Annotated in this window: 17 protein-coding genes; 11 read left to right on the top strand and 6 right to left on the bottom strand. The window is 53.2% G+C overall.

Features of this window, described 5'->3' with window-relative positions; genetic code table 11:
- Window positions 1-144 precede the first annotated feature (144 nt).
- Entirely contained in the window at window positions 145-435 is a 291-nt protein-coding gene (locus EV294_RS13165; RefSeq protein ID WP_132307422.1) for a hypothetical protein, read from the top strand.
- Between the two features lie 99 nt (window positions 436-534).
- Here EV294_RS13165 and EV294_RS13160 read toward each other — a convergent pair whose 3' ends face one another.
- Window positions 535-873 (bottom strand): helix-turn-helix domain-containing protein, encoded by a 339-nt coding sequence (locus tag EV294_RS13160; protein WP_165930677.1) that lies wholly within the window; start codon window positions 871-873, stop codon window positions 535-537.
- A gap of 183 nt (window positions 874-1,056) precedes the next feature.
- Between EV294_RS13160 and EV294_RS13155 the strand changes: the two genes are divergently transcribed.
- Together EV294_RS13155 and EV294_RS13150 are read left to right on the top strand one after the other, a co-directional pair.
- A complete protein-coding gene (locus tag EV294_RS13155) occupies window positions 1,057-1,551 on the top strand; it encodes a hypothetical protein (protein ID WP_132307418.1) in 495 nt (164 codons plus the stop codon).
- Window positions 1,552-1,588: 37 nt separating this feature from the next.
- Window positions 1,589-2,908 carry a DRTGG domain-containing protein gene (locus EV294_RS13150; RefSeq protein ID WP_132308013.1) on the top strand — a complete coding sequence of 440 codons (1,320 nt, stop codon included), beginning with the start codon at window positions 1,589-1,591 and terminating at the stop codon, window positions 2,906-2,908.
- A gap of 470 nt (window positions 2,909-3,378) precedes the next feature.
- On the opposite strand, the gene rsgA is transcribed toward EV294_RS13150, so the two are convergent.
- The 4 genes from rsgA to EV294_RS13130 form a co-directional block, all read right to left on the bottom strand.
- On the bottom strand, window positions 3,379-4,491 hold the full coding sequence (gene rsgA, locus EV294_RS13145) for a ribosome small subunit-dependent GTPase A (protein ID WP_132307416.1): 1,113 nt from the start codon (window positions 4,489-4,491) through the stop codon (window positions 3,379-3,381).
- A gap of 535 nt (window positions 4,492-5,026) precedes the next feature.
- Window positions 5,027-5,323 carry a YtpI family protein gene (locus EV294_RS13140; RefSeq protein ID WP_132307414.1) on the bottom strand — a complete coding sequence of 99 codons (297 nt, stop codon included), beginning with the start codon at window positions 5,321-5,323 and terminating at the stop codon, window positions 5,027-5,029.
- A 76-nt stretch (window positions 5,324-5,399) separates the two neighbouring features.
- A complete protein-coding gene (locus EV294_RS13135) occupies window positions 5,400-5,915 on the bottom strand; it encodes a sporulation membrane protein YtrI (RefSeq protein ID WP_132307412.1) in 516 nt (171 codons plus the stop codon).
- A gap of 3 nt (window positions 5,916-5,918) precedes the next feature.
- On the bottom strand, window positions 5,919-6,245 hold the full coding sequence (locus EV294_RS13130; RefSeq protein ID WP_132307410.1) for a YtrH family sporulation protein: 327 nt from the start codon (window positions 6,243-6,245) through the stop codon (window positions 5,919-5,921).
- A 125-nt stretch (window positions 6,246-6,370) separates the two neighbouring features.
- Here EV294_RS13130 and EV294_RS13125 point away from each other — a divergent pair, with 125 nt between their 5' ends.
- The 8 genes from EV294_RS13125 (at window position 6,371) to EV294_RS13090 (ending at window position 17,546) form a co-directional block, all read left to right on the top strand.
- Window positions 6,371-10,045 carry a DNA polymerase III subunit alpha gene (locus EV294_RS13125; protein ID WP_132307408.1) on the top strand — a complete coding sequence of 1,225 codons (3,675 nt, stop codon included), beginning with the start codon at window positions 6,371-6,373 and terminating at the stop codon, window positions 10,043-10,045.
- 127 nt (window positions 10,046-10,172) lie between these two features.
- Window positions 10,173-10,667 (top strand): phosphatidylglycerophosphatase A family protein, encoded by a 495-nt coding sequence (locus tag EV294_RS13120; RefSeq protein ID WP_015846042.1) that lies wholly within the window; start codon window positions 10,173-10,175, stop codon window positions 10,665-10,667.
- Between the two features lie 96 nt (window positions 10,668-10,763).
- Window positions 10,764-10,952: a hypothetical protein gene (locus tag EV294_RS13115; protein WP_015846041.1), complete on the top strand. Its 189-nt coding sequence runs from the start codon at window positions 10,764-10,766 to the stop codon at window positions 10,950-10,952.
- 36 nt (window positions 10,953-10,988) lie between these two features.
- Window positions 10,989-11,861, top strand: a complete 873-nt coding sequence (gene accD / locus EV294_RS13110; RefSeq protein ID WP_132307407.1) for an acetyl-CoA carboxylase, carboxyltransferase subunit beta — start codon at window positions 10,989-10,991, stop codon at window positions 11,859-11,861.
- Complete coding sequence (locus tag EV294_RS13105) at window positions 11,851-12,888, top strand: acetyl-CoA carboxylase carboxyltransferase subunit alpha (protein WP_132307405.1); 1,038 nt, start codon at window positions 11,851-11,853, stop codon at window positions 12,886-12,888. Before accD ends, EV294_RS13105 begins: the two co-directional genes overlap by 11 nt.
- Window positions 12,889-12,978: 90 nt before the next feature.
- Window positions 12,979-14,733: a pyruvate kinase gene (gene pyk / locus EV294_RS13100; protein WP_132307403.1), complete on the top strand. Its 1,755-nt coding sequence runs from the start codon at window positions 12,979-12,981 to the stop codon at window positions 14,731-14,733.
- 179 nt (window positions 14,734-14,912) lie between these two features.
- A complete protein-coding gene (locus tag EV294_RS13095; protein WP_132307401.1) occupies window positions 14,913-15,386 on the top strand; it encodes an acyl-CoA thioesterase in 474 nt (157 codons plus the stop codon).
- A 96-nt stretch (window positions 15,387-15,482) separates the two neighbouring features.
- Window positions 15,483-17,546, top strand: coding sequence for an RNA degradosome polyphosphate kinase (locus tag EV294_RS13090; protein WP_132307399.1), 2,064 nt, complete (start codon window positions 15,483-15,485; stop codon window positions 17,544-17,546).
- Here EV294_RS13090 and EV294_RS13085 read toward each other — a convergent pair.
- A complete protein-coding gene (locus EV294_RS13085; protein ID WP_132307397.1) occupies window positions 17,537-19,066 on the bottom strand; it encodes a Ppx/GppA phosphatase family protein in 1,530 nt (509 codons plus the stop codon). The two genes, EV294_RS13090 and EV294_RS13085, sit on opposite strands and share 10 nt — an antisense overlap.
- Window positions 19,067-19,248 lie beyond the last annotated feature (182 nt).

The following is a 19,248-nucleotide window of genomic DNA, read 5'->3' as shown; positions in this document are numbered from 1 at the left end:
TTTACACGAATTACTTCATCATATGAGGACATCTATACCTTGGTGATTGGCCAAAGAAATTAGTTATGCAGTCATATTCGGCGGTTTGTCTTCATAGGATAGTGGTGCGGACAAGCAAAAGCTAAGGAAGCGGGAGTTGAGGGAATGAGGGGAAAAGCCCGGCATGTGATTTATTTGGCAATTGCATTGGCGATGCTGTTCTACGGGGTGCCGAAATTGGATCTGGCGGGTCCATGGAATGCTGTGACGATATTCGGGGTAGTGTGGACGTTGTTTGCGCTGCTCGTCATTGCCGCTCACTTAAATGCGCTGCTCTGGATGAACGAGCAGAAGAAGAAGGAGCTGGACCGCATTAAGCGGATGAAGAGGAATACCTGGGAGCGCAGGCTGCAGCAGGCGGTGAACAGGGGTTCGAACCGAAGCGCAAGAGGTTAAGGCCCAGACGCAAAACCAGTGCCCCCGCAAGGGGGCTTTTTCCATTTGCTGCGTTTTTTGAGAATAGGATGCGGTTGCGGCAAGCGCATTTTACGCATGTTAATCGATTTCCTTGAACTGGACGAGCTGCTTGACGAATTTATACACCGCTTCTTGTTCCTTGACGGATAACCCCTGAAGCTGAGAAGCGATTTTCTCTGCGTAGGTGCTTTCCTCGTGAGGTGTCCCGGGCATATGGACCAGCTGCTCTAGCGGGCATTGGAGGGCATGGGCAATTTTGCTCAAGACATCGACCGTTGGACTCTTCTCGCCGCGTTCCACTTGACCCATGTAGGAGCCGTTGATTTCCGCCCGCAGAGCCAGCTGCTCTTGGCTAAAGCCCCTTTGTTTGCGTAATGCCCGTATATTTTCACCGATATTTCGGCTGATTTCGTTCACATTCGTCACCTCAGCCTTAAGATAGAGCTTTCCTATCCCGGCAACAACGTCTTATAGTCCATATTAAAAATAGTGCCTATAGTCATTGACTAAAGGTTATGCTTTTTATTATAATTGTGTAAAAAGGTTCTACCTATTAACATCATTTCCTAAACAGGAACTTTTTAACAAGGAGCAACGCTTATGGTTGATGAGTTTGAGTTTTTTCGAAACGTACAGACTTACTATCAGCATATGCGGTTTCAGGTGCAGTTCACGTACCGCATTTTACATAAGACCAATAAGTCGGCAAAGGCGCAGGGCAGCTTTAATTGCAGGGTGAATCCCCGCACGCAGCAGGTGGAATACCAAATGAGCCTGCAGTCGGAAACGATCGCAAGACCGTTTAGCGAGAAGAGCTCTTTTTTGTTTTCCAGCCAATATCCGGAGATCCCTCCTCAATCCGTCATTATAGAGAATTATCCGATTCTGAAGCTGAAGTATCCCGTACCTATCAATTATGATTGGTACTCCTTTATATTTAAAGGAACGCAAGAAGCATTTACGGTGCAGTCCCTCCAGCAGGTGTTCGACAAATATCGTTGTACCGGGGCAGACGGTGAAGACGTGGATGCGGGACTAAAGGTCGCTGCCGTCTCTATCGACTGGTATAATGGAATGAAACGAACGAAGGTTTAATTGGGGGAGGGCGGTGCCGGTGGCATCCGTTTCCGGAATGGATACGAGCACGAAACGCGAACAAATTCTGCAATACATAGAGACGCTCGATATCGGCGAGAAAATCTCGGTAAGGGCAATCGCCAAGGCGCTGGGCGTGAGCGAAGGAACCGCTTATAAGGCGATTAAGGAAGCGGAGGCTTCCGGTCTTGTCAGCACGAAGGAAAGAATCGGGACGGTCCGCATTGACCGGAGAAGACGCGAGGCGCTGGATCAGCTGACCTTCGGCGAAGTGGCGGAGATCGTTGAGGGGCATATATTCGGCGGCGCTTCCGGCCTCGACAAGTCGCTGCACAAGTTTGTTATCGGAGCGATGGAGCTGGATGCGATGCTCCGCTATATCGATGAAGGCAGCCTGCTTATCGTAGGCAACCGGGGTGGCGCGCACCGCTGCGCACTGGAGCAGGGAGCTGGCGTTCTAATCACGGGAGGATTCGAACCAAGCGAGGAAGTAAAGGCGCTCGCGAACGAGAACGGACTGCCGATTATTTCGTCCCGGCATGATACGTTTACCGTAGCTTCGATGATTAACCGGGCGATGTACGACCGGCTAATCAAGCGCAAAATCATGCTGATCGAAGATCTCATGACGTTCAGCAGGCCGGCCGATGTGCTGCGGTCCGGCAATACGCTGCTCGACTTTCACAAGCTGAGCCGCGAGACAGGTAATTACCGTTTTCCGGTGATCGATGACCGAGGCAGGGTGGTCGGCATGATGACCTCCAAGGATGCAGCCGGCTCATCCGATGACAGTCCGATCGACAAGCTGATGACCCGTCATCCGATCACGGCCGCGCCTAATATTGCGGTGACATCGGCTGCGCATACGATGGCGGCGGAAGGGATTGACCTGCTGCCGATTGTGGACCGTCATCGGAAGCTGCTTGGAGTCGTCACCCGCCAGCAGCTGCTGGACGCTCTCCGTTTTGCCGGCAAGCAGCAGGAGATCGGAGAGACCTTCGACGATCTGATCTGGTCCGGCTTTGACGCGGAGGAAGTGGATGGCGTACCGCTCTACAAAGGAGCCATTACGCCTCAGATGTCCGGATCGCTTGGCATGGTATCGGAAGGGATTTTGGTCACCTTGATGACCTTGGCCGGACGGCAGATGATCCGGGACGCAGGCAAGCGGGACTACCTGATTGACGGGATGACGGCCTTCTTCGTTAAGCCTGTCCAGATCGACAGCCAGATTACGATTGTCCCCCGCGCGCTCGAAATGAGCCGCAAAGCAACGAAGCTCGAGATCGAGCTTATTGATCAGACTGGGCTGGCGGCGAAGGCCATGATGACGGCGCAGATGATTGATTCGTATTAGGGTCAGTCTTACAGAAATGTATCTCCTTCCGGCCGCTGTTGTAATCGTGAATTTTAGAATCAACTCGCCTATGCGATATTTCACGATTACAAAGGCGAACGCTAACGCTCCTCCAGGAGATACATTTCTATCCTTCCCCATACGAATCAATCATCTTTATAAGAGATAGTTAAAGGGCTGCCAATTGCTTGGCAGCCCTTTTAATGTTTTTAGTCACTTATCTGGACTTTTCGTTCAAGTTCAAATACGTTGCACGAAATGCACGATAATGGCGCGAATCTGCTTTGTTATCCGAAATATCCTGCACGGAATGCAGCATATTCGAGAAAAGTAGCCGTCATTGATTCAGTCGGGCGCAATATCCTGCATTCTGTGCATTATACCGTTTCGGCTTCCCACCAAAATGGCTGATAGACTGCATTTCGTGCAATCTATTTTCAGCTGATAAAGCTATAGGGAAGAGCGGTAAGTTAATCGTAATCCCAAGCGCCGGCTTTTGTTCTGCGCTCGCTATTGCGGGAGGAGGAACCGGCTGCTTTTTTCGCTTTCTTCGCCAGGCTGTTTTCTTTGCGCGCAAGATGGGAAAGTTCTTTGGCCGTCTTCTTATAGTTGTGGAGGCGTTTCGCTTCAAGCGTTCCGTCTTCAATCGCTTGCAGGACCGCGCAGCCAGGGTCTGACTCATGACGGCAGTCCCGGTAACGGCAACCGGCCGCCAGAGCTTCGATATCGGAGAAAGCCTGCTCCAATCCGTCCTGCGCATCCCACAGCTGAAGCTCGCGCATGCCCGGCGTATCCATGACAAGCGTTCCGTTTGGCAGAAGGAACAGCTCACGGTGCGTTGTCGTATGGCGGCCGCGGGCATCGTTTTCACGGATGCCTTGGGTCTCCATGACGTTGTCATCCGCGAGCCAGTTCAGGAGAGTAGACTTGCCGACGCCGGACGAGCCTGTGACGGCAATGGTTTTGCCCGGCTGCAAATAAGGGAGAAGCTGCTCTTTTCCTTGGTTCTGAAGGGCGCTAATGAGGTGAACCGGCACGCCGGGGGCGGCGCTCTCCATTTGTGCGGCCAAAGCTTCCGGCTCGTCGCACAGATCGGCTTTGGTCAGCAGAATAACCGGTGAAGCGCCGCTTTCCCATGCCGCAATCAGGTAACGCTCCATTTTTCGTACGTTAAAATCCTGGTTCAACGCGTTTGTAATAAACAAATAATCCATATTGGCGCCAACGACCTGATCATCCACCGTGCTTCCGGCTGCTTTGCGGATCATTACGCTTTGTCGCGGCAGAAGGCGATGAATAACCGAGCGAGTCTCTCCCGGCAGCTTCTCTGCCATAACCCAGTCGCCCACGGCGGGAAAATCGCTTTTCAGCGTCGCGTTAAATTCGTATTTACCGGTAACGGTAGCGGTATGCTCGCCGTCCGGCGTCATGATTTGATAAGAATGGGAATGCTGGGCGATCACGCGGGCGGGTTCCAGCTGTCGAGCGCTTGGCGGGATTTGCTTCATTTTATTATCCCAATCGGTGTTCCAGCCGTAGGCCAGATGTTGTTGATGCTGCTGCAAGGTATCGTTATGTTTCAAATCGGATGCTCCTCTTTAATCGATTTAGTTGTTGAATGGCATAAAACAAAAAAATCCGCAGGGATTCCCCTGCGGAAGGCATAAAAAAACCGCAAGGACCTCTCGGTCCCGCGGCTCGTCTCTAATACTAAAAGGCGTTCCGTATAGGCCGAGATAAATGAACAGCGCAAACAATCGATAGGTTCATCATTTAACATCAGCCTCCTGTAGTAAGATGTGCTTAGTATATGCAAAAGAAGGCCCTTTTCTCTAGGCCAACTTTGAGTAAAAGAAAACTTTCCGCTTCCCCCAAAAAAAGCCGACCCGCGAAATGCCGGGTCGGCTCAATCTGCTGCCCACAAGGACGGGCAGCAGTGATTTTTTTATGCGAAAAAGGTGAACGGAGTGAACAAATATCTCTGGAAAAGCGAAGCGCTCGCCTTTGGTTCCCGGATACCTGCCTTGTCCTACGTCTAATGAGAGGAATCCGGAACCAACAGCGATTGGAAGAGATATTTGTTCACGCAGTGTTCATTCTTTTTAGAAAAAACGCGCTCTACTGCTGCATCGTCCGAAAAATACTATGGTTGCGCAGCCCCGCAAACAAATTAAAAAATCCGATCACGAGGAAAATCGCCCCGATTACGATACGCGCCGTCGAAGTGCCGGAGAGGAACAGCTGAACGCCGGCGATAAACATAAGCATAAAGCCCATGCTGATGTTCATTCGCGAAGCATGAAGGCCGCGCGCGCGCATGTCCGTTGAGCGGCGGGATTTAAAGCTGAAAAAGACGGTAAGCGCGAGCGTAATCATAATGCCCGGCGCAAACACCCATTGCAGGAGTGAATCCATGTTTGCTACAGCTCCTTTTGTAGTCTCGATGGCGTTATTGTAGCATGAATTCACCCAAAACCGGAAATAAATGCGTTTAAGAAGGCGGTCTCGCGTACAGCCTTACTTTCACCCACACCTGCAGCTTGTTTTCCGCAACCAGAATCGTCGTGATGTCGATAGAATAGTCTTTTTCAAGGACATTGGTATAAATCTTGTTGCTCAATAATCTCCGCGCGAGCTGGGCGTCCGTGTCGATTTCATAAATGCTTTGCCCGAGGAAAACGGAAAGATCCGCCTTGATCCGCTTGATTAATTCCGCTTCCGTCACTTTATCCAGCTTGGGGCGACCGGTATTTTGGCCGGCTTCCTCTTCGATTCGGGGCAGGACGCTTTTGATGACGGTATGCTGATTTTTGAATTGCGTTAAGCTTCTTATATCCGATTCCGACTGCTCCAGCTTAACCTCAAGATCGCTCTTCAGATTTACAAGCGCCTCGAATTGGGCGTGGTAAATGGAATTGTAGATGATTGCGCCAAGCAGCATGCCAAGCAGCAGCACGCCTAGCATCTGCACCCCTTTGACATACCGCTCGAACTGAGGTACGCGCATGCGTCAAGCCGCCCCTTTGCAAATGAGCTTGACAAACTCGGTTCCCATATGGGCTCCGAGAAAAGCGATGGCGATATAAGCAACCTGAAGGACGGCAGGCGACAAATGCCCTTCCACGATATTACTTTCTATTACGCGCATCGGATCGATAGATCCTCCGACGGCCGCGACAATCGCCCAAATTTTAAGATTCCCGGCCGTGCTCAGCATCATGGAAGTAGGCGGGAGCAGCAGAAAAACCGAGCCGATTCCGGCCAGCATGGATCCTCCGACAACAACGCCAAAGGCGATAAAAAAATCTAGCCCGGCCTTTGATAATATGACGTTCACAACGCACACCTGCCTTTTAGCGCAAAGTCCAGCCTGTCCGGCTGCCTTACTACCATTCTATGGGCTATGTGCGGTCTATTATGATAAAATAGAAGGAATAAGAACTCGAAAGAGGGTGCCAGCGGATGAACAACATAGATTCCTCGTTTGTGCATTTGCACGTGCATAGCGAATATAGCTTGCTTGACGGCGCAGCCCGGATCCGCGACTTGGCGGCAAGGGCTGCCGGGCTGGGAATGAAGGCGCTTGCCCTTACCGATCACGGTGTCATGTACGGAGCTATTCCTTTTTATAGAGCATGCCTGGCACAGGGCATCAAGCCGATTATCGGCTGCGAAATGTATTTTACGGCGGGATCCCGTTTCGAGAAGGGAACGCGCAAGGATAATCCGATCTATCATTTAATTCTGTTAGCCAAAAACGAGACCGGCTACCGCAATCTGATGAAGCTGGTCTCGATTGGCCACCTGGAAGGCTTTCACTATAAACCTCGCATCGACCCGGAGGTCCTGGAGGCTCATTCGGAAGGTCTGGTCTGCCTAAGCTCCTGTCTGCACGGGGAAATCTCGCAGCATCTGCTTCACGACCGCCGGGAGGAGGCGCTATCGGCCGCATTGCGGTACAAACGGATTTTCGGAGACGATTTCTACCTGGAGCTTCAGGATCACGGCATGCTGGATCAGAAAAAAGTGGCGGCAGCCATGATCGAATTGGCGCGGGAAACGGGCATTAAGCTTGCGGCTACCAACGATGTTCATTATTTGACGCCGGAGGATGCCGCCGTGCAGGATGTTCTGATTTGCATCGGAACAGGCAAGTCGGTGGACGATACGGACCGGATGAAGATGGGGACCGATCAGCTGTATATGAAGAGCGGGGAAGAGATGGAGCTCTTGTTCCGCCATGTCCCGGAAGCGATTCGCCATACAGCCGAAATCGCGGACAAATGCTCGCTGGAGCTGACGTTTGGGCGGGCAGCGCTGCCGGTCTTCCGTCCGGTACCGGACGGCATGACTTCGTCGGCGTATTTGTCCGAGCTTTGCAGAAGCGGCTTAGCCACCCGTTATGCGGGGCTGCCGCAATGGGCGGAGGATCCTGCATTCCGGGAACGGGCCGAAGCAAGGCTTGCTTACGAGCTGTCCGTTATCGAAAATATGGGCTTCAGCGACTATTTTCTGATCGTATGGGATTTTGTCCGCTTTGCCCATGAGCAGGGCATCCGGACCGGTCCGGGACGGGGCTCGTCAGCGGGTAGCCTGGTTGCTTACGTGCTCCGGATTACCGACGTGGATCCGCTGAAGTACAAGCTGCTCTTCGAGCGCTTCCTGAATCCGGAACGGATTACGATGCCGGATATTGATATCGACTTTAACGACGAGCGCCGCGATGAGGTGATCGCTTACGTCTCGGCCAAATACGGCGATGAGCACGTGGCGCAGATCATTACCTTTGGCACGATGGCTGCCAAAGCAGCCGTCAGAGACGTTGGGCGCGCGATGAACGTGCCGTTCGCGGAGGTGGACCGGGCGGCGAAGATGATTCCGAACCAGCTTCATATTACGCTTGAGGAAGCTCTTCGGGTCAGCGACGCGCTGCGCGAAGCCTGCGAACGTCAGCCGAGGACCGATGCCATGATCAAGATGGCGCTGAAGGTGGAGGGCATGCCGCGCCACGCCTCTACCCATGCGGCCGGCGTCGTTATCTCCGGCGGGCCCTTAACCGATTACGTCCCGCTGCAGGCGGGAAGCGAGCGGACGGCGCTTACGCAGTATTCGATGGAGCATCTCGAGGCGGTTGGCCTATTGAAAATGGACTTCCTCGGCCTGAGAACGTTATCCATTCTGGAGCGTTCGCTCGTTTGGGTGAAAGGATTGTACGGCAGGGAGATTGATTTCCGCGCAGTGCCGGACAATGATCCGGCCACCTACGAGATGCTCGGGCGCGGCGAGACGATGGGCATTTTCCAGCTGGAGTCGTCCGGGGTCAGACGCGTATTGAAGGAGATGAAGCCCAGCGAATTCGAGGATATCGTATCGGTGCTTGCTTTATACCGTCCGGGTCCGATGGAATTTATTCCGAATTACATTAAGGGCAAGCATGGGCTTGCGCCGGTCAAATATCCGCATCCCTCTCTTGAGCCCATTCTGTCGGATACCTACGGCATTATTGTGTATCAGGAGCAGATCATGCAGATTGCGTCAGCCATGGCCGGCTTCTCCCTTGGCGAAGCGGATTTGCTGCGCCGCGCCGTATCGAAGAAGAAGCGGGAGGTGCTCGACGAGCAGCGCGCGCATTTCGTGAAAGGCAGCGTAAGCGAAGGCTATACCAGCGAGGACGCCAATCTGGTTTACGATATGATCGTCCGGTTTGCGGACTACGGCTTCCCGCGCGCCCATGCCGCGGCGTACGGCGTGCTTGCCTTTCAGACGGCATGGCTGAAGGCTCATTATCCGATTCCGTTTATGGCGTCGATGCTTGCTTCCGTTACCGGCAATCAGCGGAAAACCGCCGAATACGTGGACGAATGCAGACGGATGGGCATTGAGGTGCTGCCTCCCGACGTGAATGAAAGCGGCGTTACGTTTACGCCGGTTGAAGGAGCCGTCAGGTTTGGGCTTGCCGCCGTCAAAAATGTCGGTACCCAGGCCATCGAGGCCTTGGAGAAGGAGCGCCGCGAGCGGCCGTTTGACAGTCTGCTTGATCTATGCCGACGCGTCGATCTGCGCGTCGTCAACAAGCGCGTGTTGGAGTCGCTAATCCAAGCCGGGGCGATGGAGTCGCTGCCCGGCCACCGCGCGCAGCAGCTTGCCGCCCTGGAAGAGACCGTGGAAGCGGCGCTGAAATGGCGCAAGGAGAGGGAAGAGCTGCAGATCGAGCTGTTCGGCTTTGACGAGGTGCAGAACTGGGATGTCGAGCTGCCGGATATTAGGCCGTATTCAACGGGTGAGCAGCTGGAGCTGGAACGCGAGCTGCTTGGCTTGTACCTGTCCGGCCATCCGCTTGACGCGGTGGAGGAGCAGCTTGAGCCGCTTGGCCTGGATCGGCTCGCGGAGCTGGGGGAAGCGGCGGAAGGGGCCTCTGCCGTTATCGGGGCGAGAGTGGTTTCCCTTAAACCGTTTACAAATAAAAAAGGAAATGCGATGGGCTTTATTGAAGTAGAGGACAGAGTCATGCGTGCTGAGGGCGTCGTATTCCCGGCTGTATGGAAGCGCTGCGGGGATCGTCTCGTGAAGGGCGGCCTCGCGATTATTCACGCTACCGTCCAGCATCAGGACGAAGACTTCAAGCTGATCATCGAGGATGTTATGCCGTTTCAGGAAGGGTCGGCCGACGGGGAGCAATTGGCCGAGCATGTGGGGCGGATGCGGAAGCAAGCGGCCTCCCGCGCTTCGAGGCCGGCAGGCGGCGGTTATCCGCCGCAAGGGCAAGGGCAAGGGCAAGGGCAAGGGCAAGGGCAAGCCGCCGCAGTCCGGCAGGCGCCGGCTGCACAAGCGGCCTCCGCAGCCCGGAAACCGCAGCCCGCAAAGCCGGCGGAGCCTGCCGAGCGCGCGAATCCGCCTGCCGAGAAGAAGCGTCAGCGCGTCTATATCAAGATTACCGCCGCGCGCGAGCATCCGGATGTGCTGGAGCAGCTGAAAAAGCTGCTGGCCGACCACCACGGCCAACTGGATACGGTACTGTTCTATGAACGGGAGCAGCGCTCGCTTGCTCTAAGCGAAACGTACCGGACAAAGCCTTCTCCGCAATTATTCAGCGCCATTGAGCAGCTTCTTGGGCAAGGAGCCGTAATTGTCAGATAATTTATGCACAACTCTATTACCTCCCGCATACATTTAATGTTACAAGTGGGATTAAGCGGCTGCTGCCGCTGCTTTTTCCCGGCTTACGTTGCATGAAAACGTACAAGCATATGCGGGAGGGATGGACATGACGTCCGGAATCGAAAAGTGGTTGCAAAAGCGTGGAGTAAGCGTGGACGATATTGCGGAAATTGTATATACGCTGCAGCGTCCTTACAATGCGGATTTAACCGTGGCCGAATGCGAAGAGAGCGTAAGAGCCGTACTGGAAAAGCGCGAAGTGCAATATGTGCTGTATACGGGAATCGCTCTTGACGAGCTGGCCGAACGCCGTTTGCTGCCGGAACCTTTGCAGGCCATCATGGAAACCGACGAGTCTCTGTACGGCGTGGATGAGACTTTGGCACTAGGAATAACGAATGTTTATGGGATGATTGGCTTGACGAGCTTCGGATATTTGGATAAAGTAAAGCCCGGCATTATTCGTCAGCTGAATCTGAAAGGCGAGAAAATTCACGTGTTTCTCGATGATCTTGTTGCAGGACTGGCGGCGGCGGCATCAGCAAGGATCGCGCATCAGGACCCAAAAGCCATCCGATACCATTTGCCCGATTCGCCATGACTGTGGTATCATTATGACATCATATGGCCTTTAACGGGATTGACTTGTTAGAAGATGCGAACTTTGCTGTGGGCAAAGTTTTCAGGAGGTACCATAATGTGGACGGTCATTTACATCGCTCCAACCGCTAGAATCGCGGACAACATCAAGAAGCGGCTTACGGAAGAAGGCTTTCTCGTAAAAGTCCGTCCAGTTAATCTGTCTAAACAGCAATATGAGATTTTGGTTCCTTCGGGTGAGTTGGAGGAGGTACAGGAAGTATTTAACTCCATCATGCAGCCGTAATACCTTATACTATTGCGCCTTGAGAGGTGTCACACATTGCAAATTAAGGACTTATTTTCAAAGAAGAAGTATGCGACCATCCCTTCTGAGCGGCCTAAACGCGACATACCGGAAGGTCTAATGAATAAGTGCTCCAAATGCGGCACCATTCAGTACAGCAAAGAATTGGATAAGAACTTGAAGGTATGCTCGTCGTGCGGGCATCATTACCGTCTGAGCGCTTGGGAACGGATTGGAATGACGCTTGATGACGGGCGTTTGTATGAATACGACGCGGATATGGAATCTGTCGATCCGCTCGAATTCCCCGGGTACAAAGGGAAGCTCGAGCAGCAGCGGCAGAAGAATCCGAATCTGCGCGAAGCCGTTGTGACGGGCGAAGGCGCCATTAACGGCCATCCGGTTGTCGTTGCGGTCATGAGCTTTGACTTTTTCAGCGGAAGCATGGGATCTGTCGTAGGCGAGAAAATAACAAGAGCAATCGAAGCGGCGCATGAGAAGAAGCTGCCCCTTCTTATTTTCTCGACATCGGGCGGTGCCCGCATGCAGGAAAGTATACTCAGCTTAATGCAAATGGCGAAGACAAGCGCCGCTCTTTCCATGTTTCAAGGGGCTGGCGGCTTGTTCATTTCGGTGTTTACGGATCCTACGATGGGCGGGGTTTCCGCCAGCTTTGCGAGTCTTGGCGACTACAATTTGGCCGAGCCCGGCGCGCTTGTGGGTTTTGCGGGCCGTATCGTAATCGAACAGACGATTCGCCAGAAGCTGCCGGACAACTTCCAGACGGCGGAGTTCAACATGCAGCATGGACAGCTGGACTTGGTTGTTCACCGCAAGGATATGAAGTCAACGCTTGGCAAGCTGCTGGATATGCATACCGTAAGGGAGGGATTATCCCATGGCGGCTGAACAGATGCTTCCGTTCGAGAAGCCCATTAGCGATTTGCGAGAGAAGATCGCAACGCTGAAGACGCTGGCTGAGAGCAACGGCATGGACTTTTCAGAAGAGATAGCGCGTCTTGAAGAGAAGTGCAAGCAAATGGAAGAAGAGCTGTACAACGAAATGACCCCGGCGCAGAAGATGCACATTGCGCGTCTTCACCAGCGTCCGACCTCGCTTGATTTCATTCAGGCGGTCTTCACGGACTTTATCGAGCTCCATGGCGACCGTTTGTTCGCGGACGATCTGGCGATCGTCGGCGGTCTGGCCAAGCTGAACGGTCTGCCGGTAACGGTAATCGGCCATCAGCGCGGCAAGGATACGAAGGATAATATTGCCCGTTTCTTTGGCAGTCCCCATCCGGAAGGATTCCGGAAAGCGCTGCGCCTTATGCAGCAAGCAAACAAATTCAAACGCCCGATCGTTACTTTTATCGATACCAAGGGCGCTTACCCAGGCAACACGGCCGAGGAGCGTGGCCAATCGGAAGCGATTGCCCGCAACTTAAGAGAAATGGCCGGATTTGGCGTGCCAATCGTCTGCATCGTTATCGGTGAAGGCGGCAGCGGCGGGGCGTTGGCCCTCGGCGTAGGCAACCGGGTACTGATGCTGGAGAATGCAATTTACTCCGCAATTTCCCCTAACGGCGCGGCTTCCATTCTGTGGAAGGATGCATCCAAGGCGGATATTGCGGCTGAAGCGATGAAAATTACGGCGAAAGATTTGCTCGAGTTCGAAGTGATCGAGGACATCATAGAAGAGCCGCAAGGCGGCGCGCATCGCGATTTGGCGTTCACGGCGGAACGGCTGAAGGAGAAATTGTGGAAGCATTTGGTGGAACTTCTGCCGATGACACCCGAGCAACTCATTGAAGACCGTTACCATAAATTCCGCAAGATTGGCGAGTTCCAAGTGGCGGAAGCTGCAGCGCAGGAAGCTGCGCAAGCCCCGCAAGAGGCTGAAGCCCCCGCAATGACGGAACCGGCAAAGGCATAAAATTTTCAAGCTGTCGTACAAGCTGCGGCTCAAGATTTCGATTATTGACTATAATGACTATAGCAGGCACTAAACGGAGGATACTTAAAGATGCGTAAAGCTAAGATTGTATGTACGATTGGACCTTCCAGCGAATCGTTGGAAAACACGAAGAAACTGATTAAAGCGGGTATGAACGTTGCCCGTCTGAACTTCTCCCACGGCGACTTTGAAGAGCATGGCAACCGGATCAAAAACATCGGTATCGCAAACAAAGAGCTTGGAACTAACGTAGCGATTCTGCTCGACACGAAAGGGCCGGAGATTCGTCTCGGCAAGCTGAAGGAAGAGCCGATCGAGCTCGTGGCGGGCGAACGCGTTGCGCTTACAACGGAAGAGATTCTGGGCGACATTCATCGTGTGCCTATCACTTACAACAACCTGCCTAACGATGTTTCCGTAGGCTCGACGATTCTGATCGATGACGGCTTGATCGGCCTGACGGTCGAAGAAGTGCAAGGCACTGAAATTATTTGCCGCATCAACAACAGCGGTCAAATCAAGAGCAAAAAAGGCGTTAACGTCCCTGGCGTTGCGATTTCCCTTCCGGGCATCACCGAAAAAGACGCTAACGATATCATCTTCGGTATCGAAATGGGCATCGACTTCGTGGCGGCATCGTTCGTTCGTAAAGCAAGCGACGTGCTTGAAATTCGCGAGCTGCTTGAGCGTCATAATGCAAGCCACATCCAGATCATCTCCAAAATCGAGAACCAACAAGGCGTTGACAATCTCGACGAGATTCTGGAAGTTTCCGACGGCCTGATGGTTGCCCGCGGCGACCTTGGCGTGGAGATCCCGGCCGAAGAAGTACCGCTGGTACAAAAAACAATGATCGAAAAATGTAACCGTGCCGGCAAACCGGTCATCACGGCTACTCAAATGCTGGATTCGATGCAGCGCAACCCGCGTCCTACACGCGCGGAAGCAAGCGACGTGGCGAACGCGATCTTCGACGGCACGGACGCCATCATGCTCTCCGGCGAAACGGCTGCCGGCAAATACCCGGTTGAAGCGGTAACAACGATGTCCCGTATTGCCGAGCGTGCGGAAGCGGCTCTGGAATACCGTGAAATCTTCACGAAGCAAGCGAACGCTCAACAAACTTCCGTTACGGAAGCAATCAGCCAGGCGGTTGCCGTATCCGCTCTGGACCTGAACGCTGCTGCAATCGTGACTTCGACGCAAAGCGGCTTCACAGCTCGCATGGTATCCAAATACCGTCCGAAAGCGCCAATCATCGCGGTAACAAACGATGAGAAGGTGATGCGACGTCTGGCTCTGATCTGGGGCGTTAAACCGGTTCTTGGCGAAATCGCGGAAACAACGGACGCCATGTTCGAGAACGCGGTTGATGGCGCGCGAAGCACGGGCTTGATCAGCCTTGGCGATACAATCGTTATTACGGCAGGTGTTCCGGTTGGCCGCGCAGGCACAACCAACCTGATTAAGATCCACCATGTTGGCGAGCTTCTGGCTCAAGGCCAAGGCATCGGCAGCCAAACGGCTACCGGCCGCATCGTGGTTGCGCGCACGCCCGAAGAAGCAAACGCGCGCGTAACGTCCGGTTCGATCCTGGTTACGGTATCGACGGATAAAGAATATATGCCTGCTTTCGAAAAAGCGGCAGCTGTTATTACAGAGCAAGGCGGTATTACAAGCCATGCAGCCGTATGCGGCATTAACCTGGGTATTCCGGTTATTCTGGGCATCTCGAATGCAACGGAACTGCTGATGGACGGTACGGAAGTAACGGTCTACGGCGAGACTGGCGTTGTATACTCCGGACAAGCTAAAGTCCTGTAATAACGAATTTCATATTTCTCTTTGGAATCAGAGAAGAACAGAAGCGAGGGTGAGCCATTCACCGTCGCTTTTGTTTCACATACAGAGGTATATACATATGCTCGATTTATGTTTGCGTTTTGTAAACAAAGCTAATTTTTTCGACCTCAAGTTCGTAATAATATAGGGGGGGCTTCATCATGACGTCACAACAATGGTTCCTTCATCCTCTGCGCGTTCGTTATCAGGAAACGGATCAAATGGGGGTTGTTTTTCATGCCAATTACATAACCTGGTTTGAAATTGGCCGTACCGAGCTGATTCGTTCAGCGGGATATGACTACAAAACCATCGAGCAGCAAGGCCTGCTGCTTCCGGTTGTGGATCTTCAGTGCCAGTACGAGCTTCCGGCCCGATACGACGATACGGTGCTGATTTGTACGCGTATATCGGATTTTTCGCCTGTGCGTCTTTCTTTTGAATCGGAAATCCGCAAGGTGAGTCTGGATCAATTTCATCCTGCGATTGCAGAGCGGTACGAGGATCTTCCGGGGGAGCGGCTGGTAGCCGGCGGAACAAAGCATGTCTGGGTAAACGAGAAATGGCGGCCCGCAAGATTGGATAAAGGCTTGCCTGAATTATATTCTTTGCTGCAGTCCATGGTTTCGCTGTAACCGGAGCATCGAGCTTTAACTTGATCTTTACAAATCGTTAATATTCCTATAATAGTCATCTGTCATAATAGGGGCATAATTGGGGAGGCGTGAGGAATGACAAGACAATTGTCCCACTATGTGAACCGGGATTTGAGCTGGATTGAATTTAACCGCAGAGTGCTGCAGGAAGCACAGGAATCGAATAATCCACTGCTTGAACGCGCCAAATTTTTATCCATTGTATCCAGCAATCTGGATGAATTCATGAGTGTTCGAGTAGCCGGCATTCAGGATCAGATCCGCGCGGGCTATACGAAGATGGATTTTACCGGCTATACGCCTGCCGGGCTGTGGAAAAGGCTGATCAAACGCACGACCCAGATGGTCTATGATCAATACAAAACGTACCGGGAAGTATTTCGCTCTCTAGGGCGGGAAGGCATTATCATATCATCCGTCAAGGAACTGAATGTCAGCCAGTCCAAGGCGGTGTCGGAATATTTTCAGGAAATTGTTTTCCCCGTGTTAACGCCGATGGCCGTTGACCAGAGCCGCCCGTTCCCCCTCGTGCATACGAAAGAGCTCTACTTGGCGGTGCTTTTGCAGCGGGAGGATTCGGACAAGGACGATGAGCCGTTGTTTGCTATCGTACAGGTTCCTTCGATACTGCAGCGCTTTGTGCCGGTACCGGGACGGACAAACAGCAAGAAGATGGAGTTTGTGCTGCTCGAGGATCTTATCGAAAATCATATCACTACTTTGTTTAACGGCTACATTCCCTTCGCCGTTCATGCGTTCCGCCTTACGCGCAATGCCGATCTTACGTTGAATGAAGACGGGGCGGAAGACCTTCTGGAGGAGATCGAGAAGGAGCTGCGCAGAAGACGCTGGGGCATTCCCGTGCGGTTGGAAGTCGCGAGAGGCATGCATCCGATGGCGCTTGAAATTTTGAAGGAAGAGCTGGAGATTGAAGATAATCTGATAGAAATCGATGGTCCTCTTGATCTCAGCTTCCTGATGAAATTTGCGAACGCGCTCCCGGGCTACGACAACCTTCGCTATAGCCGTCTTGAGCCGGTATATCCGCATGAATTCGACGAGACGGACGATATGTTCGAAGTGATCCGCCAGCGCGACGTGCTGATGTATCACCCCTACGAGTCGTTTGAAGCGGTTAATGATTTTATCGACCTGGCTGCGGAAGACCCTAACGTATTGGCGATCAAGATGACCTTATACCGTGTCAGCGGTCAATCCGCGCTTGTACAGGCTTTGTCCAAGGCGGCGGAAGCAGGCAAGCAGGTAACGGTGGTTGTGGAGCTTAAGGCGAGGTTTGACGAGGAGCGGAATATCGCCTGGGCGCGCCAGCTGGAGAAATCGGGCTGCCATGTCGTTTACGGCCTCGTTGGCCTCAAGACGCATGCCAAGATTTGTCTGGTTGTCCGCAGGGAAAGCGGCACGTTGCGCCGCTACGTCCATGTCGGAACGGGCAACTACAACGACAGCACGGCAACGTTGTATACGGATATCGGTTTATTTACTTCCCATCCGATTATCGGCAGCGATGCCTCAGCATTGTTTAATGAAGTAACCGGGTACTCCTCGCCATATGAATGGAAGGCGTTTGGCGTTGCTCCGACAGACTTGAAGGAGAAGCTGTTCCGGTTGATTGACCGCGAGATTGCTAACGCCGATCAGGGTAAAAGGGCACGTATTATTGCCAAGATGAATTCCTTGTCCAATCAGGAAATGATCGATAAGCTGTACGAGGCTTCGCAAGCCGGAGTCAAGATTGACTTGATTGTCCGCGGCGTCTGCTGCCTGAGACCCGGCGTAGCCGGACGCAGCGACAATATTCGCGTAATCAGTATCGTGGACCGGTTCCTGGAGCATGCGAGGGTGATGTACTTCCATAACGGCGGAGAAGAAGAGGTTTACTTGTCGAGCGCGGACTGGATGACGAGGAATCTGACGCGCCGGATCGAGCTGATGAGTCCCGTATTTGACGAGAATCTGCGCAAAACCTTGATCAACATGCTGCAGCTTAATCTGGACGATAACGTGAAAGCCCGCGAGCTGCAGGCAAACGGCACCTACGTTCATGTGAAGAACGAAATGATGCCGTTCCGCAGTCAATTCGAAGCCAGGTCGATTCCGCAGTGGAAAAATTACGTATAGTCGGGAAGGGCGAGAACGGGAGTTAGTCCCCACAGCTTTTTGAAATCGGAGGACAGCTCCTCGACTTCCCGGGCTTCAACGGCTAACGTTCCTTCGGAACGCAGCGGATTAAGCAGAAGCTGGCTTCCGGATTGGACGGCTTCCAATCGGCCGAGCGCTTGCGTCTCGCTGCGGTCAAGCGCTGCCGCCAGCTGGAGCAGAATGCCAAGCTTATAAATGGTATCCATATCGGATTCGCCGAGCAGTTCCTTGTACTCCAGAAGCTGCTGGCGGGTCCGGTTTTTGCTTTTGTAAGAGGCTATAGCCGCAATCATCAGAATTTCCCGGTGGGCAAGCCCGTTGAGATGGGAGTTCACTATGAGATAGAACGTATGCTTCGCAAATTCGTAATAATCAATGGAAGCGCCGATCTTGAACAAAGTGGAGGCGGCATCAAGCAGCACCTTCGCCCGGTTCGGAAGCAGATGCACGGGTCTCAGCTCATCGTAGAGCTGCAGGGCCAGACGGTTAACTTGCATCACATGCTGCTTGGGCGCAGCAGGATGCAAAGCGATTACGTTCTGCAGGCTGAACGCGAGCACGTCTTGATGCAGGGAACGCTCCGGGAAACGGGTCGCATGGAACAAGCCGTCGCGAAGTCCGGAGCCGCAGATGCGGTAATGGCTGGTCTTCAGCAGGCGGAACAAGGTACGCAGCACCGCAATGCCGGGCACAATGACATCTACGCGGTCCTTGGACAGACCAGGGAACTTCTTGCGTTTGTCCAGCGGCGTCAGGAACAGCTCCTGAAACAGGGCATCCGCATCTGGCCCCGTCATCGGATAGTTATGAGTTTGGGTGAAAGGGTACTTCGTCGCGGCCTGATGAATTTTGCCCATTGCGCGTGCGGTTCCGCCTACCGCAATGAGCGGCAGGGATGGAGCTTTCGTCAGCCAAGGCTCGTTTTTGACGGCTTCGGCGACCAGCGCTTCAATGCTTTTTAGTCCTTCTTCGTTCAGCATCCCTTTTACCGCATAGCTCCGGTTCAGACTGACGCAGCCAAACGGGAAAGAGACCGATTGGACGAGCTGGCGGCCGCGGAACAAAGAGACCTCCGTGCTTCCTCCGCCGATATCGACAAGAAAGCCGTCCTGCACATCCATGGCGTTAATCATGCCGAGGAAGCCGTAGGAAGCTTCTTCTTCGCCGCTTAGCAATTCGATCGTAAGGCCGGTTTCGGATTTAATCGTTTCCAAAATTTCAGCCCGGTTGGCCGCGTTGCGGATGGCGGCAGTCGCGACCGCTCGGATATGCCCGGTCCGGTTATGGGCGCAAATCATGGTGAAGTGGTTCAGGGTGCCGAGCAGCTCGGCGATCGCATCCGTGGCCAGAATGCCGTCGTCATCAACGCGCTCCGCGAGGCGGGCAGGGCGCTTGCCTCCGTCAATGACGCGATGCGCGCCGTTTGCCGTCCGCTCGTAGACAACAAGGCGGACTGAGTTCGAGCCGATGTCGATGATGCCAATTCGTTGTTCTGTCATCGTGTTCCTCCGTGCGAGTTATTTCTTCTATTCTATCACATTGAAATATGATTCCGGTAAGCGAGTATTTTTGCGGGGAATAGGGAAAAATGCGTCTGGAGCAATTCGTGCGAAATTTGTGGAAGAAAGGGAATGAAAAAAAACTTTATAGCGCCGATAAAGCATTTCTATGTCCGGTTTTG

Source organism: Paenibacillus sp. BK033 (assembly GCF_004345425.1).
Taxonomy (GTDB): domain Bacteria; phylum Bacillota; class Bacilli; order Paenibacillales; family Paenibacillaceae; genus Pristimantibacillus.
This window is presented reverse-complemented; position numbering and strand designations above follow the sequence as displayed.

Bases quoted from the DNA above. Each gene is read 5' to 3' on its own strand.
- EV294_RS13165 (WP_132307422.1), top strand. From the start codon at position 145: ATGAGGGGAAAAGCCCGGCATGTGATTTATTTGGCAATTGCATTGGCG.
- EV294_RS13155 (WP_132307418.1), top strand. From the start codon at position 1,057: ATGGTTGATGAGTTTGAGTTTTTTCGAAACGTACAGACTTACTATCAG.
- EV294_RS13150 (WP_132308013.1), top strand. From the start codon at position 1,589: ATGGATACGAGCACGAAACGCGAACAAATTCTGCAATACATAGAGACG.
- EV294_RS13140 (WP_132307414.1), bottom strand. From the start codon at position 5,323: ATGGATTCACTCCTGCAATGGGTGTTTGCGCCGGGCATTATGATTACG.
- EV294_RS13135 (WP_132307412.1), bottom strand. From the start codon at position 5,915: ATGCGCGTACCTCAGTTCGAGCGGTATGTCAAAGGGGTGCAGATGCTA.
- EV294_RS13125 (WP_132307408.1), top strand. From the start codon at position 6,371: ATGAACAACATAGATTCCTCGTTTGTGCATTTGCACGTGCATAGCGAA.
- EV294_RS13120 (WP_015846042.1), top strand. From the start codon at position 10,173: ATGACGTCCGGAATCGAAAAGTGGTTGCAAAAGCGTGGAGTAAGCGTG.
- EV294_RS13115 (WP_015846041.1), top strand. From the start codon at position 10,764: ATGTGGACGGTCATTTACATCGCTCCAACCGCTAGAATCGCGGACAAC.
- EV294_RS13105 (WP_132307405.1), top strand. From the start codon at position 11,851: ATGGCGGCTGAACAGATGCTTCCGTTCGAGAAGCCCATTAGCGATTTG.
- pyk (WP_132307403.1), top strand. From the start codon at position 12,979: ATGCGTAAAGCTAAGATTGTATGTACGATTGGACCTTCCAGCGAATCG.
- EV294_RS13095 (WP_132307401.1), top strand. From the start codon at position 14,913: ATGACGTCACAACAATGGTTCCTTCATCCTCTGCGCGTTCGTTATCAG.
- EV294_RS13090 (WP_132307399.1), top strand. From the start codon at position 15,483: ATGACAAGACAATTGTCCCACTATGTGAACCGGGATTTGAGCTGGATT.
- EV294_RS13085 (WP_132307397.1), bottom strand. From the start codon at position 19,066: ATGACAGAACAACGAATTGGCATCATCGACATCGGCTCGAACTCAGTC.